The organism is Flavobacterium sp. GL_143 (genome assembly GCF_057834355.1).
On sequence record NZ_CM174401.1, the window covers coordinates 4217513 to 4234666 of the forward strand.

General features: G+C 30.8%; 14 protein-coding genes. 10 read left to right on the forward strand and 4 right to left on the reverse strand.

What is annotated here, in order from left to right:
- Positions 1-163 precede the first annotated feature (163 nt).
- From AC3IPI_RS17840 to AC3IPI_RS17855, 4 genes are all read left to right on the forward strand, one after another.
- Positions 164-1444, forward strand: a complete 1281-nt coding sequence (locus AC3IPI_RS17840) for a DUF5690 family protein (protein WP_117615801.1) — start codon at positions 164-166, stop codon at positions 1442-1444.
- Between the two features lie 40 nt (positions 1445-1484).
- Positions 1485-2642, forward strand: a complete 1158-nt coding sequence (locus tag AC3IPI_RS17845) for a TIGR03364 family FAD-dependent oxidoreductase (RefSeq protein WP_489154618.1) — start codon at positions 1485-1487, stop codon at positions 2640-2642.
- 497 nt (positions 2643-3139) lie between these two features.
- Positions 3140-3820, forward strand: a complete 681-nt coding sequence (locus AC3IPI_RS17850) for a phosphonatase-like hydrolase (protein ID WP_489154620.1) — start codon at positions 3140-3142, stop codon at positions 3818-3820.
- Between the two features lie 72 nt (positions 3821-3892).
- Entirely contained in the window at positions 3893-5572 is a 1680-nt protein-coding gene (locus AC3IPI_RS17855) for a DUF4983 domain-containing protein (RefSeq protein WP_489154622.1), read from the forward strand.
- Positions 5573-5735: 163 nt separating this feature from the next.
- Here the strand turns inward: AC3IPI_RS17855 and AC3IPI_RS17860 are convergent, their stop codons facing one another.
- Complete coding sequence (locus tag AC3IPI_RS17860) at positions 5736-6320, reverse strand: helix-turn-helix domain-containing protein (protein WP_489154624.1); 585 nt, start codon at positions 6318-6320, stop codon at positions 5736-5738.
- 138 nt (positions 6321-6458) lie between these two features.
- Positions 6459-7055 (reverse strand): hypothetical protein, encoded by a 597-nt coding sequence (locus AC3IPI_RS17865; RefSeq protein WP_039112100.1) that lies wholly within the window; start codon positions 7053-7055, stop codon positions 6459-6461.
- A gap of 242 nt (positions 7056-7297) precedes the next feature.
- Here AC3IPI_RS17865 and AC3IPI_RS17870 point away from each other — a divergent pair, with 242 nt between their 5' ends.
- Both AC3IPI_RS17870 and AC3IPI_RS17875 read left to right on the forward strand, forming a co-directional pair.
- The gene (locus AC3IPI_RS17870) at positions 7298-8674 is read left to right on the forward strand and encodes a sensor histidine kinase (protein ID WP_489154626.1); all 1377 of its coding nucleotides are present in this window, start codon (positions 7298-7300) and stop codon (positions 8672-8674) included.
- 311 nt (positions 8675-8985) lie between these two features.
- Positions 8986-9729 (forward strand): DUF2490 domain-containing protein, encoded by a 744-nt coding sequence (locus AC3IPI_RS17875; protein ID WP_489154628.1) that lies wholly within the window; start codon positions 8986-8988, stop codon positions 9727-9729.
- Between the two features lie 66 nt (positions 9730-9795).
- Here the strand turns inward: AC3IPI_RS17875 and AC3IPI_RS17880 are convergent, their stop codons facing one another.
- A complete protein-coding gene (locus AC3IPI_RS17880) occupies positions 9796-10263 on the reverse strand; it encodes a hypothetical protein (RefSeq protein WP_039119736.1) in 468 nt (155 codons plus the stop codon).
- A 498-nt stretch (positions 10264-10761) separates the two neighbouring features.
- Here AC3IPI_RS17880 and AC3IPI_RS17885 point away from each other — a divergent pair, with 498 nt between their 5' ends.
- From AC3IPI_RS17885 to AC3IPI_RS17895, 3 genes are all read left to right on the forward strand, one after another.
- Entirely contained in the window at positions 10762-11799 is a 1038-nt protein-coding gene (locus AC3IPI_RS17885; protein WP_489154631.1) for an META domain-containing protein, read from the forward strand.
- A 297-nt stretch (positions 11800-12096) separates the two neighbouring features.
- Entirely contained in the window at positions 12097-12705 is a 609-nt protein-coding gene (locus AC3IPI_RS17890; protein WP_489154633.1) for a hypothetical protein, read from the forward strand.
- 471 nt (positions 12706-13176) lie between these two features.
- Positions 13177-13560 (forward strand): GreA/GreB family elongation factor, encoded by a 384-nt coding sequence (locus AC3IPI_RS17895; RefSeq protein WP_039112096.1) that lies wholly within the window; start codon positions 13177-13179, stop codon positions 13558-13560.
- A gap of 71 nt (positions 13561-13631) precedes the next feature.
- On the opposite strand, the gene AC3IPI_RS17900 is transcribed toward AC3IPI_RS17895, so the two are convergent.
- On the reverse strand, positions 13632-15116 hold the full coding sequence (locus AC3IPI_RS17900) for an aminotransferase-like domain-containing protein (protein WP_489154635.1): 1485 nt from the start codon (positions 15114-15116) through the stop codon (positions 13632-13634).
- Positions 15117-15180: 64 nt separating this feature from the next.
- On the opposite strand from AC3IPI_RS17900, the gene AC3IPI_RS17905 reads away from it, so the two are divergent.
- A complete protein-coding gene (locus AC3IPI_RS17905; protein ID WP_489154637.1) occupies positions 15181-17043 on the forward strand; it encodes a TonB-dependent receptor plug domain-containing protein in 1863 nt (620 codons plus the stop codon).
- The last annotated feature ends 111 nt before the right edge of the window (positions 17044-17154 follow it).

The window sequence follows — 17154 nt, forward strand, 5'->3', positions numbered from 1 at the left end:
TAAATTAAAAGATTTTTGAGTACTGACTAACGCTTTTTGAATTTGCATGAATGAATAATTAAGGATATTCATTTTATAGAATTTCACACATCTGCAATCAAAAAACGTTAGTCAAAAATCTTAAATATTTTTTATCATTTCTTACTCTAATAACAATGAACTAATGTCAAAAAAAGCATCCAATTTTCGATTTATTTTAAAAACATCAATAGCTGCTTTTGGCACCTACTTTTGTATGTATGCGTTCAGAAAGCCTTTTACAGTAGCAACATTTGATAATTTATCCTTTTGGGGAATTGATTATAAAATACTACTTATTTTAGCACAGGTTTTAGGTTATACATGTTCTAAATTTTTAGGAATTAAAATCATATCCGAATTAAAATCGTCCAAAAGAACCTTTTATCTTATTGGTTTTATACTAATATCTGAGTTGGCATTACTTGGGTTTGCAGTAACACCAGCTCCATATAACATCTTGTTTTTATTTATAAACGGATTGCCATTAGGAATGATCTGGGGAATTGTTTTCTCTTATATTGAAGGTCGAAAAGTAACTGAATTACTTGGTGTGATATTATGTTCTAGTTTTATAGTTTCTTCTGGCGCAGCAAAATCTGTGGGTTTATTTGTTCTGAAAGTTTTAGGTTGCAATGAATTTTGGATGCCTTTTGTATCAGGTCTAATTTTTATTATTCCGTTAATAATATTTTCTCTTTTTCTGGAAAAAATTCCAAATCCAACAACAGAGGATTTAGCCTTACGTTCTAAACGAAAACCATTAAAAAGAAAAGAGCGCATTTTATTATTCAACCAATTTGCTTTTCCATTAACTATTATAATAATTTTCTATGCAATGCTTACCGCAATGCGGGAATTCAGAGATAATTTTGCCAGAGAATTATGGGATACTTTGGGCTATAAAGAAAGTATTTCTATTTATATGTACTCAGAAATTCCAATTGCAATATCAGTTCTTGTGATTCTAGGCTTTTTAGGAAGTATGAAAAACAACTACAAAGCATTCAAAAATTATCATTTGGTATTGTTTTTAGGTTCATTACTTATTGGAGTAACTACATTTTTATTCCAAAAAAATATGATAACACCATTACCGTGGATGATAGCATCAGGTTTCGGGATGTATGTATGTTATATTCCTTTCAACGGTTTATTTTTTGAAAGGATGATAGCAACCTATAAAATAAAGGGAAATGCAGGATTCTTGATTTATATAGCCGATGCTTTTGGCTACTTAGGAAGTGTCTTAGTCTTGCTATTTAAAAATTTTGGTAACAAGGATATTTCTCTGCTTAGCTTTTTTACCACTTGTATTTATCTCTTGTCATTTATAGGGATATTAACAACGGTATTGTCCTATAATTACTTTAAACGCAAATTCAAAAAAACATTCAAAATCATTGTTGCTCCTTTATATTCTTAAATAAAAGCAGCACATCTATATAAAAATAAAACAAACACACATGAAAGATAAATATGATTTAATCATAGTAGGATCAGGGGTTTTAGGCACATTTCATGCCTACCATGCCTTGAGAAAAGGAATGTCGGTTGCTATACTCGAAAAAAACACTAAACCAGAAGGAGCAACAGTAAGAAACTTTGGTCAGGTAGTTCCATCGGGAATGGACCGAAAATGGCAGAATTTCGGTAAAAAAAGTCTAAAAATATACAACGAAATTCAGGATAAATTCGATATCAATCTACGCCGAAACGGAACGGTATATTTAGCTTCAAATGAGGAAGAAATGCAACTTATAGAAGAGTTGTGCCAAATTAACGCTGCCAATGATTACGAATCAGAATTACTGACTAAAAGCCAATGTTTATCTAAATACCCAGGATTACGTTCTGATTATTGCAAAGGCGGTTTGTTTTTTCCTCAGGAAGTTACGGTCGAGCCCAATACAATGATTCATAAGCTTCATGAATATATGATAGCTCATTTAGGATTAGATTTATACACGAATACTACGGTTGTCGCTACTGAGGATCACACTAATGAAGTGGTTGCAACTACTTCATTAGGAATAGAATATAAGGCTTCTAAAATCATTATTTGTAACGGAAGTGACTTTAAAATATTATATCCGGAAATTTATAATAATAGTGATTTGATAGTTTCTAAGCTACAGATGTTGCAAACAAAACCTCAAAACAATTATAAATTAGATGGCTCGATCTTAACGGGATTAACGATAAGAAGATACGAATCTTTTGAGGAATGCCCATCGTATCAAGCAATCAAAGCTAAAGAAGACCCTAATAGTTTTGAGAAAAAATATGGCGTTCATATCTTATTTAAACAAGCTATGGATGGTTCGGTAATTCTAGGAGATTCACATGAATACGCTAGTGCAAAAGAGATAGATACACTAGGATTTGATTTGAATATGGACATAGATAATTTTATGATTGAGGAAGCTAAAAAAATTATTGATTTGCCTACTTACGAAATCCAAAGCAGATGGTTTGGAATGTATTCTCAATGCAAAACCAAAGATATTTTTGAACATACTATTGGCAAAAACATTCATATCATAACAGGAATAGGAGGGAAAGGAATGACAGGAAGTGCAGGATTTGCAAAGCACAATATCGATAAAATTTTCAATGCTTAAGCTATCCCTTTATTGAACCATTAAGAGGTTAAGAAAAATTAAGTCTCGCTTCTTAATCAGTAATGATAAAAATATTAAAAATCTGCTTGATCTGCATAATCTGCGAGAAAAAATATCGCACAGATTTAAAAAAAATGAACCATTAAGAGATTAAGAAAATTAAGTATTGCTTCTTAATCAGTAATGATAAAAATATTAAAAATCTGCTTGATCTGCATAATCTGCGAGAAAAAATATCGCACAGATAAAAAAATGAACCATTAAGAGATTAAGAAAAATTAAGTATTGCAAACTTGAATTGTCTATAATGGAACGCGGATGATACGGATTTACAAAAGTAAAGCCGCGGATTAAAACTGATTTAAAAATAATCAAAAGAAAATCCGTTTAATCCGTGTTTTCGCCTTAGCGAATCCGCATAATCCGCGTTCCTTCGACAAAGAGTCAGATAGCATTGAAAATATAAAATGTTTAGAAAAACAAATAATACACACAAAATGAAAATTAATGAAATTGAAATGGTTGTTTTTGATATGGCAGGAACAACAATTAATGAGCAAAATATAGTTTATAAATCTTTACATAAATCCATTAACAAATTTGGTATTGATGTTTCTCTGGAACTGGTTTTATTAATAGGAGCAGGGAAAGAAAAATATCAGGCAATAAAAGATATTTTGGCACATATAAACAATATAGATGAAGAAAAAGCCAAAACAATATTTGAATATTTTAAAGAACTATTAGACCAGGAATATCTTACTGCTCCAGTTTCTCCAATTGATGGTGTAGAAAAAACACTTAGTAATCTTAAAAAAGACGGCATAAAAATAGTCCTAAATACAGGATATAACAGTAAAGTAGCCAATGTTTTACTAGAAAAATTAAACTGGAAAAAAGGCGAACAATACGATGCTTTAATAACTGCTGATGATGTTGAGCGCGGACGACCTTATCCTGATATGATAATTAAAGCAATGCAATTGTTTGAAATTACAGCTGCCTCAAAAGTATTAAAAGCTGGAGATTCGGCAATAGACATCAATGAAGGGAAAAATGCTGAATGCGGGATTACCATTGGAGTTTTATCGGGGGCACAAACGAGAGAACAATTAGAAAATGCAAAACCAGATTATATATTACCCTCTTTGGCTTCATTATACAGCATTTTTAATTAAGTAAAACTTGTTGTAGCTAAAAAGAGTTTCACACAGTAATTAATATAGTAACCCCTAAAACAATTAAATAAAATGAAAAAATTTTTAAAGTTTAGTTATGTTACCATTCTTGCAGGTATGTTTTTGACCATTTCCTGTACTAAAGAATCTTTACAAGAAGAACCAGTAAATTTAGCTGCAAATGCAAAATCAGTAAAAACTACAAAATTAACTGGCGGAGTAAAAAAGTTACTTATTATAGGTATTGACGGCTGTAGAGGAGATGCCTTAATGGGAGCAAACACGCCAAATGTACATGGCTTACTCAGTAACTCGGTTTATAGTCTCGATGCCTTAACAGAATCTCCAACTTGGAGCGGAAACGGCTGGTCTACAATGCTAAGTGGGGTTACACATTTAAAACATAAGGTTACCGATAATTCTTTTTTGACTCCTAATTTTACAACATATCCAAGTTTTTTAAAACGTCTTGAAACGTATAATTCTACGTTAAAAACCATGTCTATAGTACACTGGGCTCCAATTAACACTTATATTGTTGATGGAATTGATGTTGAAAAAACTCTTACAACCGATCTAGCTGTAAAAAACGAAGTAGTAAGTGCACTTACAAATGATAATCCAGATGCGTTATTCATGCATTTTGATGATGTAGATCATGCAGGACACAGCAACGGATTCTCTTTAAATGTTCCTCAATACAAAGCCTCAATAGAAACTACGGATGCTTATATTGGAGAAATCCTGACAGCCTTAAAGAATAGACCTAATTATGCCAATGAAGATTGGTTGGTTATCATTGCACCTGATCATGGCGGAATAGTAACGGGTTCTAGCGGATCTCATGGCGGTTCATCTTACGAAGAAAGAAATATTTTTACAATTTTCAATAATAAAAACTTTGCAGCCAATAAAATTGAAAAAGCAGCAGATGTGACAACATCAATAACTGGATCATTTGCAAATTTTAATTCCAATGCAATTTATGCGAGTACAAATAATGCACTTTATAATTTTGGTACTTCAAGCTTTACAATTGAGTGTCGAGTTAAAACTTCGGGTTATACAAGTGATCCGTCTCTGGTTTCAAATAAAAACTGGGCTAGTGGTAAAAATCGTGGATTTGTAATTTCGGCAAATACTGGTGGTAGCTGGAAAGTAAATATTGGTGATACTCAAAATCGTGTTGATATATCAGGAGGAGTAATTAAAGATGGAAAATGGCATCATCTAACTTTAGTAGTTGATCGTGCAGCAAAATTGGTTAAAACATATCAGGATGGTGCATTTGTGGGACAGGCAACTATTATTAACGGATTTGGAAGTTTAACCTCAGGATTACCTTTTGCAATTGGTCAGGACGGAACATTGGCTTATCCTGCAAATGTAAACGGGAATATTGCCGAAGTACGTGTATGGAATAAGGCTTTATCCGAAGCTGCAATCTTAAACTATACCTGTTCATCTATAACAAGTTCACATCCGGATTATGCTAACCTTATAGGATACTGGAAAGGAAATACGGGTTCTGGAAACGTTTTTATAGATTCTAGTTCTAATGCTATTTCAATTCCTTTTGCAAACAATCCAACTTGGGTTTCAAGTACAGCTTCTTTAAAATGCGGAAGTACTGCTGAAAAAGTTGTTCCAAAAATGGTAGATATAGCTTATTCTTCGCTTGAATGGTTTGGTGTGCCAATTAATTCAGCTTGGTCACTAGATGGACGCTCTTGGCTTCCTGCAGCAAACTAATATAAATAGTGTTTTTTGTTTTTTTTTGAAAGGTTATCTCCATTTTGGAGGTAGCCTTTTTAAATTTTTACTTAACCGCAAAGTTCGCAAAGCTAGGATTATTTAACTTTGCGAAAAACTTTGCGCCCTTTGCGGTTAAATTCCCTACCACTTATTTTAAAATTTAGCTATTACTTTCTGAGTAGAAATAAAGCACTAACATTACACAATTTTCCTGAGTTCGATTTTCGGGAACATGTGGGTGTCTTCCGTTAAAACATAAAGAATCTCCCTCATTAACAATAACTTCTACATCATCAATAATATAGGTAACACTGCCTTTTATAATATATTTAAATTCCCAGGCATCGGTTATAACTTTTTCTCGCTTGCAGTTTGGTTCAACTTCTAATATTACAGCTTCAAAACCAATAGAATTAATGCTTTTGCTAAAAATATGATAGTAATTAAACCCTTTAGTTTCTGCTCTGTCTTCCTTTTCTATTTTTTGATAATCGGTTTTCTTTATATGGATGTATTTGGCATTTTTAGTGTTTTCGACACCTTCAAAAAAATAACTTACATCGGTATTCAAAGATTGAATCAACTCTATTAAAACTGGTAATGAAGGAATTGTTCTGCCATTTTCGATTCTGGAAACCAAACCATTACTAACTCCAGCTCTATTGGCAACTTCGTTTATAGTTAAGGCATTTTTTTTTCTTATTTCTTTTAGTCTTTTTCCAATACCAATTAAAAAATCTTCCATAGTAAGTAACTTCCGTTTAAAACGTAAATATAATATATTTAGTCCTAAACTTTTTACATAGATTCTTTATCAATGGATACTTATAATTAATCTCTTTTTATACGAAACAGGAGGAAAGTGATTAGAAAAATACAGCTTTTATTCTTTAACTAATACAATTGTAGCTTTATAACCTGTACCAACATTCCATTGGCTTGACTCAATTACAGCTCCTTTATCATCATAAACCTGAAACTCGGCTGTATTTGGCGAAGCAAAACCTTCATTTAAAGCTTCAAAATCAATTTTATTAATCCCTGGTACTAGTTCTATTTTAAATTCCTGAAAATCTCCATTCAAACTCACTTCAGGGACAACTATTTTATCATTTAAATATACTTTTATTTTATCGCCATCTACAAAAGCTGCATCGCGATAACGTATTGTAGATGTAAATGATTTTGTTTTAAAACTTCCTAAAAACTGGTTTCGTCTATAAAATATACCTTCTACATTAGCATCTTTTTTATATAAATTACCATCCTTAAAAAGTTCCTCAGGATTAATTTGTAAAGGATCTGGTTTCTCTACAATTACTGGCGGATCAACTTTTGGTTTAATTTCTTTTGGAGGAATAACTTCTTTAATTTTCGAATCTTTTGGAGGAATCGGTTTAAATTTACCATTAAGTTCGTCCTGTGCATATCCCTTTAGAGAAACACAAATTATAATTATTAAAAACAATATCCTTTTCATGACTTTTCTGTATTAAATTAATCTCATTAACTCTTAATTAAAACAAACATTTAATTATAATATTTATTGTATTTATAGAAAACTAATTATCATAAAACTCAGCGAACGATTCTTTGCATTTTAACTTATTATCCATTTACTTTTTTACAAAAAAGACAACGAGTTCACTATAAAATAGCATTCGATTATTACCATAATTTGTATATTTGACAATCAGTTTTTTAAATAAACGAAACCCTACAATGTCCGAACTTTTATTGTTAGATTCTAAAACTGTTTTCCATCTTTACTTTTGGGCAAACTTTTTTATCTGCATTCTTATTTTTAGCTATTCTATTTCGTATGCTACCAGCGAGAACAGGCAAATAATACAAAAATTAGGATATGGAAAATTTTTACTATCAATAGGTTGGATCCTGATTGCTTTAAGGACTATAGTCCCCGATTTTATCTCTATAAATGTAGCCAATACAATCATTTTAGCTTCTTGTTGTTATGAAACGATAGCAATGCTATCGATGCTTAAATCTGAAGAAAAAAAGTCCTATAAGCTTCAAATAGGGATAACTATTGTTACTGCAATAGTTTTTAACATCGCAGTATTATTAGGGAGCACAATCAATACTCGCATTATAATTATGTCTTTGGCAGTATTTGCCATTTATTTACCTCCTACAATTAGTTATTTTACAGAAAAGAGATATACCTTTTTTAGGACTTTCTACGTGCTATGCTATGCAACATTTGAAGTTCTGGTTGTTATGAGAGCAATCAACAATTATCATAATCCACAACAGGATTTTTTCTCCCATAATATTTTTGACTCTTTGTATAACATTAGTTTGTTTTTGCTTACTCTTATTGGTACAGTTGGATTTTTATTATTAGTGAAGGAAAAACAAGATCTTAGAATCCGTAAACTTCTAAAAGATAGGAACCAGTTTTTTTCTATAATAGCACATGACTTAAGAGGACCATTAGGATCGTCGTTCAGGCTTTCGAAAATATTGACTAAAAACATTGAAGAATATAGTCAAGACGAAATTAAGGAAATCATAGAAATGTTACATCAATCGAATAAAAACAGTTACAAACTACTAGAAAATCTCTTAGATTGGTCGCAAGTACAAACAGGAATGATAGAATACAGTCCTGAAAAAATTGCATTAAACACATTAATTAAAGAAAACGTAGAACTAAATAAAAATTTAGCATTAAATAAAAATATCACTCTTTCATTTGAATCTACTGAACTTATTGAAGTCGATGCAGACAAAAATATGATAGATACCATCGTACGTAACTTACTAAGTAACGCTATTAAATTTACAAAAAAAAGCGGAGAAATTATTGTCAAAATTCAAAAAACTCCTAAAAAGGCTGAAATTTCTATCACAGACAATGGTATTGGAATTCCTGATAACATAAAAGGAAAATTATTTAAGATCAACGAAATTGTCACCCAGAAAGGAACAGAAAACGAAACCGGAAGCGGACTCGGACTTTTACTTTGTAGTGAATTTATAAAAATGCATCAAGGTGAAATCTGGACCGAAAGCGAAGCGGGGAAAGGAAGTACCTTTAAATTTACTTTGCCATTACTCGAAACCAATAAATAATTAAACGGAAATTTATCTGTTTTTTTAATAAGCAGAAATAAAGTTTACTGCTAATTAAATAGAATTAGAAATATATACTATAATTATTTAATACCCAATTTTATAGATTATTGCTAGGGAAAATAATTTAATCTTCATGCCCCTCAAAAATCAAACAAATGGATTATTGAAATTGCTTTAACATTTTTTAGCAAAAAATAACTTAGAAAAAATATGATTTTCATAAATAAAATGAGAATTAACAATGCTGGGAACAGAACTATATTATAAATTATATAAATTAGCAATTCCCTTATATAATTTATTAAAAAATGATTTCTAGATTACCTCTCATTAGCTTAATTAGCATAACAATTCTATTCCTAAGTACAACTGTAAACGCACAAACACAAAACACATTTACCGGATGGAGTGCCGTATTTTTTACTTATAAACTTAATGATAAATTCAGTCTTCATTTTGATGGACAAGCAAGATCTACAGATGAACTAAAAAATCTTCAATCTTATATTATACGCCCAGGTTTAAATTATCATATAAAAGATAATATGATTGCTACAGTAGGATATGCTTATATAGGAAATAACAGAAGCGTTATGGATATTGATGGTTGGGTACCTGAGCACAGAATATGGGAACAATTTATTTTCAATCAAAAATTCACACTAGCTAATCGTCCAGTTACTTTGCAACATCGTTTTAGACTAGAACAGCGTTTTATGGGACAAGCAATAATTGAGCAAAATGAGCTTGTAACCGACAGTTATGAGTTTGCACAGCGTTTACGTTATTTTACACGTTCTATCTTTCCGCTCTCTAAAACAGACAATTTTACCAAAGGAGCTTTCTTAGCATTACAAAATGAAGTTTTCTTGAATGTACAAAATGCTCCAAACGATAGTTTTTTTGACCAAAACAGAGCCTATCTGGCATTGGGTTGGAGATTAAGCCCAAAATTTGATCTTGAAGCAGGTTACATGAATCAGTATGTTCTTGGCAAAAGCAATAATACTGTAAATAATATAGTGCAAGTAGCAGCCTATGTAAGGTTGTAAAAATATATCATTCTATAAATAAAAAAAAGGGTTACTCAATTTTTAGAGTAACCCTTTTTTTATGATTTAATGTTTTCCATTACCGTGTCCTTTCCCATTCCCATTATTACCATTACCATTATTCTTATGTTCTTTGTTATTCCCTTTACCTGGTTTTTGACCAATGGTTTTTTGTGGTTTACCTTTATAACCTTTACCATATTTTTCTTTATGAGTTCTATAATTGTCATATGGTGAATTTCCTCTGTAATCCGTAAGAACAACTTTATATTCGTTATAAAGATCATAATTTCTATAGTTTCTAGGAAGATATTTTGCTCTTATCCATTTTCCGTTACTAATATAAATGTAATTAGATGCATTTATATCGTAGTACATTTCCAAATCTGGCAAATAATAATAGCGTACATCTGTATATCCTACAGGTCCCCATGCTGGTGGAGTACCAATATTAACATTAACTGATACTTGAGCAGATGAAAAACTAATCGTAAGAAATGCTATTCCTATAAATAAATGTTTCAATATTTTCATGATTTCAAATTTTATTAGATTAATAATAGATATGTAAAAACAAAAATCGAACCTAAAGTTATTTTTTGAGAATATTTATTAAAATAAAATAATGAATATCTCTTGTCAATGTGTTTAAATTTATAAAATATTCTGTTGCAAAATTATATTATAACGGCATTTCTTGCTCCTGTCTAGCTCTTCGCTATGGGCTTAAAACATCCTAAAAAAATATTATTCTATAAAATCTTCTTTTATAATCAAGATATTTTTTCTAGTTGGCAGAAAAAAAAATGAAATAATCGTCAGCTTAAATCTATTTATTTAATAATTTTATAAGTCCCTACAAAACAAATTATTGTCTATAATAGATAGACAATTTAGTCATCATTTTAATTTCCATAAAATCTTAAAAATATTTTAAAATCTTAAAAATATTTCAAAATGGCACAGTTAATGCAAAAGAACCAAAACATAGAATAATCAATACTTATTGAAGTATTACAAAATTTAAAAAGAATGAAAAATTTAAAATGCATGTTTGTTTTGATGATGGTAACACTAGTTTCATCATTTACTTATGGACAAGAGACCCTGAAAATGTTTGTAAAAGAGAATAAAGTACCTTGTCAAGGTGTAGGTCCTATGGAGTGCTTACAAGTAAGATATGACAATGAAAAAGACTATCAACTTTTTTATAATGGCATTGAAGGTTTTGATTTTGAAAAAGGAAATAAATACGAGATTACTGTAATCAGAACAAAACGTGAAGGGATTGTTCCTGCAGACGCATCTATTTATACGTACAAACTAAAAAGTATTATCTCTAAAACACCTGTAACAGCTGCCAAAACTGCTAAAGGTATTTATGATACTAAAATGACATTAACCCGTTTAAATGGTAAAACAATATCTACAGGAAATGTGTATTTGACAATCGACTCAGCTACAGGAACAATTAGCGGAAAAAGCGGATGTAACAGATTTAGTGCAAAATACACTAAACTTGCTTCAAAAAATCAAATTCAAATTGGTTCATCAATAGGAACTTTAATGGCTTGTGATGAAGCGAACATGAAATTAGAACAAGAGTTTACTAAAGCTATACAAGATCAAAAGTTTAAAATTGTACAGAAAAAAAATAAAGTGCAGTTTAAAAACTCTAAAAACAAAATCATTATGGAATTTACTATTCCTACACAAAATGATGTTTGGAGCTTTATTGCTAAAAACAATTGGAAATTAATCATGCTTGAAAATGTAGGGCAGGATTACGGAAGAGCTTCAATTAAATTTGATCCAACTACTAAAAAAGTGAGCGGAAATTCTGGATGTAACAACTTCTTCGGAACTTATACACTTAAAGGTAACGATCAAATTCAGTTTGGTAATTTAGGATCAACAAGAATGGCATGTCTTGATGAAAAAACTTCTAAAATTGAACAAAAAGTACTTTCTCTTTTAGATAATAAAGAGCTACGTTTTGATGTAGCAGAGCAAACCTTAAATTTTTATCTTGGTGATAAATTGATAATGATGTTCGCAACTACAAAGTAAATCTTATAGTATATATAACAACAAAAGCCTGACAATGTTCAGGCTTTTGTTGTTTATACAAGTTGATGAAACTCTGATACTAAAAGTTCAATAGACTCTTTTTTCCTTATATAATAAATTTATACTAAAAGGCAATGATAAATTACATCGAAAATCATTTTTTAGACTAATACATTTGTAACTATTAAAATTAAATCCCTTTTTATAATGCAACATAGTTGCGTTATAAGCAAACATTTTTATATTTGCAAAAAAGAAAATTACTTAACAGAACATATAAATTAGAACTGAATTAAAATGAAAAAATCGATTATTATCTTAGGGTTACTATTTTTTACACTTATTGCAAAAGCACAAAAAAATGAAAAACACGAATTTCGCGTAGGTTATAGTGATGCAACATTCCTTATTATGGGAACAGGGATTTCGAATGCTTTTGGTGATGCAATTATTTCTGGCATCAACGGAGCCAAAATCGATAATGCAGAAGATAGTACCCTTGGAATGTTTGAAGCAGGATATCGAAATCGTATTACTGAAAGATTAAAAATAGGGGTTGATGTAAGTTATCTTAAAACCGATAAATCGTTTGAAACAAAACTTCCAAATTCTGGTGGGATAGAGCACAATAAGCGTAGAGCGCAATATTTTTTGGTACTACCCACTATAGAATTCAGTTATGTTCGTACATCTTTTATAAATTTCTATGGTTCGGCTGCAGCTGGAATCATCATGATGCAAACCAAAGAAATTGATAATACCAATGCTTATACAGATAATGCAACTGCATTTGGTTTTCAGGTAAATCCGGTTGGTTTAAGAGTAGGGAAGAAGTTAGGAGCGTTTGCGGAGCTAGGCTTTGGTTATAAAGGAATAATAGTGGCAGGAATAAGCTATAAACTTTAGTTTTAAGAGATTCAAGTCAACTTTAAGTTAACCCTAACTTTTTATAGGTAAGTATTTGCAATACAAAAACCTATATAACTGACCTTGAGACTCCTCATTTTATTTAACATTATTAAAGTTCTATTTTTGAAATTTTTTTCTTTCAAAAAAAATAGCTATCTTTGCAGAGTTAAAAGCAAATATAGTAATGACTACTTCAAATTTTTATTTAAAAAATAATCGCTTGATGCGCCTTATGGGCACGTTACTATATCTGCATGATGATACTTTCTTAAAAAGTTCAAAAGAGTTTATTAATTAAGCCCTGTCAAAACTCTAGACAGGGACCCTTTTATTAAGGCAACTCATTTATTTAATCTTCAATTTTTATTTAGGATTCTGATATCATTGAATTCAAACACACCAAGAGCCACAAAAAGTTCAATGATGAGTTATATATCATACCTATGAGAATGGAGCAAACAGAAAGTTATGTCAGCAAATCAAAACATCATTTTAACAACAGGAATATACGATTTAATTAAGGATCACGTAAGAAGAAAAAAAGTAACAATAGAAGAAGAAAAATTATTACTTTTTGAACTTAAAAAGGCAACACAGGTACTAAGAAGAGATTTACCAGAAGATATTGTTTCAGTAAATAGAAAAGTAACCTATAAAGACCATGCAACAAACGAAGAAAAAACAGTTGTGTTTGTAGGTCCTGAGAAAACAAAAGTAAGCAAAAACAAAATTTCAATTCTTTCTGATGAAGGTATTGCAATGGTAGGATACAAAGTAGGTAATCTAGTAGAATGGCCTGCTAAAAAAGGGGATTTGAAATTAGAAATCCTAAAAGTAGAAGAAGTAGCTTAAAACCCTTTTTCAATCAAAAAAATATCCCAAAAGAAGCCTTTCTTTATGGGATATTTTTTTTTGACTAATATTTAAATAATTTCATCAAGAGATTTACTTAAAATAGCAACCGCCTTTTCCATTTCAGCTTCATCTAAATGTCCGAAACCTAAACGTGTAGCGGTTAGATTTTTTGTTTGATACAAAATAGTTTTCGGCAAGAATAATCCATTTATAATACATTGCTTTTGCAAGTTTATTAAATTAAAATTATCAAGCCATTCTACCCAAATAGCCAAACCTCTAAGCGGAATTTGAAATTTGATTTTTCCATCTAATTTTTCCTTTAATAACGAAACAAAATAATCTCTTCGCTCTTTATAAATTTTTTTATTTTTTTTAGAAAGACGATGAACTTCACCTTCCATAATCCATTCGGTTAAAACCTGTTCCTTAATAACATCAATTTCAGGTTCCAGAATGTTTTGATGTTTTTCTAGTTCCTTGATAAATTCTGATGGAGCAGCAATAAATCCATAACCAAAGCCTGCTGGCAAAGATCTCCCAAACGAACCAATGTAAACTACTCTTTCATTAGAATCTAAGGCAGCCAAAGGTAATACGGGATTATTATCATAATGGAAATCAAAATCATAATCATCCTCTAGAATCACAAAACCATATTTATTAGCTAATTCCAGCACTTCCATTCTTCTTTTGGCACTAAGAGAAGTTGTTGTAGGATAATGATAATTAGACGTAAGATATAATAGTCTGATACTCTGTTTTTCGCAAATCTGCCTTAGATGCCCCGTATCGATTCCGTCTTTATCAACAGGTATTGTAATAATTTGCGCACCACTATCAGATAATGTCATATTCGACATATAATACCCCGGAGAAGCAACAACAACTTTATCGCCAGGACTAATCAGTAATTTTGTAACCAAATATAAACTGATTTCATGGCTAGTAGTTGTGAGTAAATTTGATGTTGAAATACGAATACCCCGTGTCAGATTTAAAAAATTAGAGAACTGAGTCTTAAAATTCAAATGAGATTGTGTCTGAATTTGTTCCCACGTTTTAGTATTTTTTTTTCTTTTTAATTTAGATACATATAACCTCGCCAGAACATCAGTTTGAACCAATCGTAAATCGGGTAAACCATCATTAAATTGATAGGGCAAAGTGCTGGTTTCTTTCGGGTTTTCAAGAATTGTAGAACGCTTAAAAGTAAAAGGTTCATTTATTTTTGAAGCATTTTCAGTTTCAATCGGAGCAAATTCGGCTTTGTTTTTCTGTTTTTTTTCAGATAAGATAAACGTTCCTTTATTTGGTAAAATTTCAATCCAACCTTGTAATTCTAAATCCTGAAAAGCTTTAATAAGCGTATTTCTATTAACCTCCAATAATTTACATAATATACGAGTTCCGGGAAGTTTCGTGCCTTCAGGAAGTAATCCGATTTGTATCGCTTTTATAAATTCAAAAACGATCTGCAAATATATAGCAGTAGACTCTTCAGGCTTAAGCTGAATAAAACTTTTGAAAGGAATTTGAACCGGACTATCCATTTTTATAAAACTGGTACACATTAGTAGTACGGCAAGATACTACTTTTGCAAAAAATTAAAACAAATGACAAAGATTTATTTTGCTATATTAACCTTTATGAGCGTCGGTTTATACGCTCAAGTACAAAAAGACACTATTAAAATTGACGAAGTAATAATTCACGAAAATAGATTTAGTACTCCAATTTCTAAAAAAAACAGAAATGTATATATAATTGATAAAGTTGCAATTGAAAAATTACCAGGAAAATCTATTCAGGAAATTTTACAATATGCCAATGGTGTTGATTTAAGACAAAGAGGACCATTTGGAAGCCAAGCCGATGTAAGTATAGATGGAGGAAGTTTTGAGCAAACAGTTGTTCTTATAAATGGAACAAAAATTATTGACTCACAAACGGCACACAATATGCTTAATTTGCCCATTCCGGTTGAATTAATCGAAAGAATCGAAATAATTCGTGGGCCAGCTGCTCTTACTTATGGTGTTAACAGCTTAACTGGAGCTATAAATATTATTACAAAAAAACCAACCAAATCTGGCTTTTTAGTAAATACGTATGCAGGATCTAATTTTGAAAAAGATACGCAAGATACAGGAGATACATTTTATGGTACCGGAATTCAGGTAGGAGGAGTTTTAAGCAAAGAGAAACAACAACATTCGCTTTTTGCTTCACATGATAAAAGCAACGGCTATCGATACAATACAGCTTTCGAAAACAATAAAATATTTTATCAGGGTAATTTTCAGATTAACGACAACAATGAAATTTTAAGCTCATTCGGTTATATTAACAATGGCTTTGGCGCTAATGGATTTTATGCTGCTCCTGGGGACAGAAACTCAAGTGAAGTTGTACAAACTACTTTTGCATCTGTACAATCTAAACATAATCTATCTGAAAAATGGACATTGATGCCTCGAGTAAGCTACAGATATAATTATGATGATTATCGTTACTACGGAATTTCTAATCTAAAAGCGGGTAGAAGTCAGCATTATACCAACTCTATAGCTGCAGAAATTAATACAACGTATAAGATGGAAAGGGGAGAACTGGGCTTTGGTGCAGAAGTACGAAATGAAGACATTAGTTCGTCTAACATTGGGGATCATGATCGAGAAAATTTTGGAATTTATCTACAATACAGAACTACATTTATTGAAAAATTAGATGTGAATTTTGGTACTTATCTTAATTATAATTCAGATTATAAATGGCAAGCTTATCCAGCAATTGATGCTAGTTATGCTATAACTGATGCGTTTAAGATAATAGGAAATATCGGAACAAGTCAGCGTATACCTTCATTTACCGATTTATACCTTAACCAACGTCCGGGGAATATTGGAAATCCTGATTTGTTAACCGAAAATGCATTTCAGAGCGAAATAGGTTTTAAATACACCAAGCAAAATTTTAGTTTTAATGCCAATTATTTTTACAGAAAGATTAGCAATTTTATAGATTGGACAAGAAATGTAACCACTCAGCCTTGGCAAAGTAATAATTACGGAAATCTAAATACAAATGGTTTTAATTTACGTACCAACTATAGAGTTAACTTTTCTAATGATTCCAGATTAAATATCAATCTGGCGTATTCTTATTTAGATTTTAAATTTCAAGATGTTATTGATGATCTTTATTCTAAATATTTGGTTTCTTCTTTAGAGCACCAAATAACCAATACAATCGATTTTCAGCATAAAAATTTTACGGCGTTATTTGCTACTCGTTTTAATAAAAGAATAACAGGGCCATCATACTGGATTAACGACTTTAGAGTAAGTCAATCTATAAAAAAAATAACTATTTATGTTGATGCGCAAAATATCTTCAACACTACTTATTACGAGGTTGGAGCAGTTCCGCTTCCGTCAAGATGGTTTAGTTTAGGAGTGAAATTTGTGACTTTCTAAACATCATAAACTAAATATTTTTACCGCAAAGGGCGCTAGGGTTTACGCAAAGGGTACAAAGCTTAACGTAAACCCTTTCGTCCTTTATTATTAACCTAACTTGACCATTTT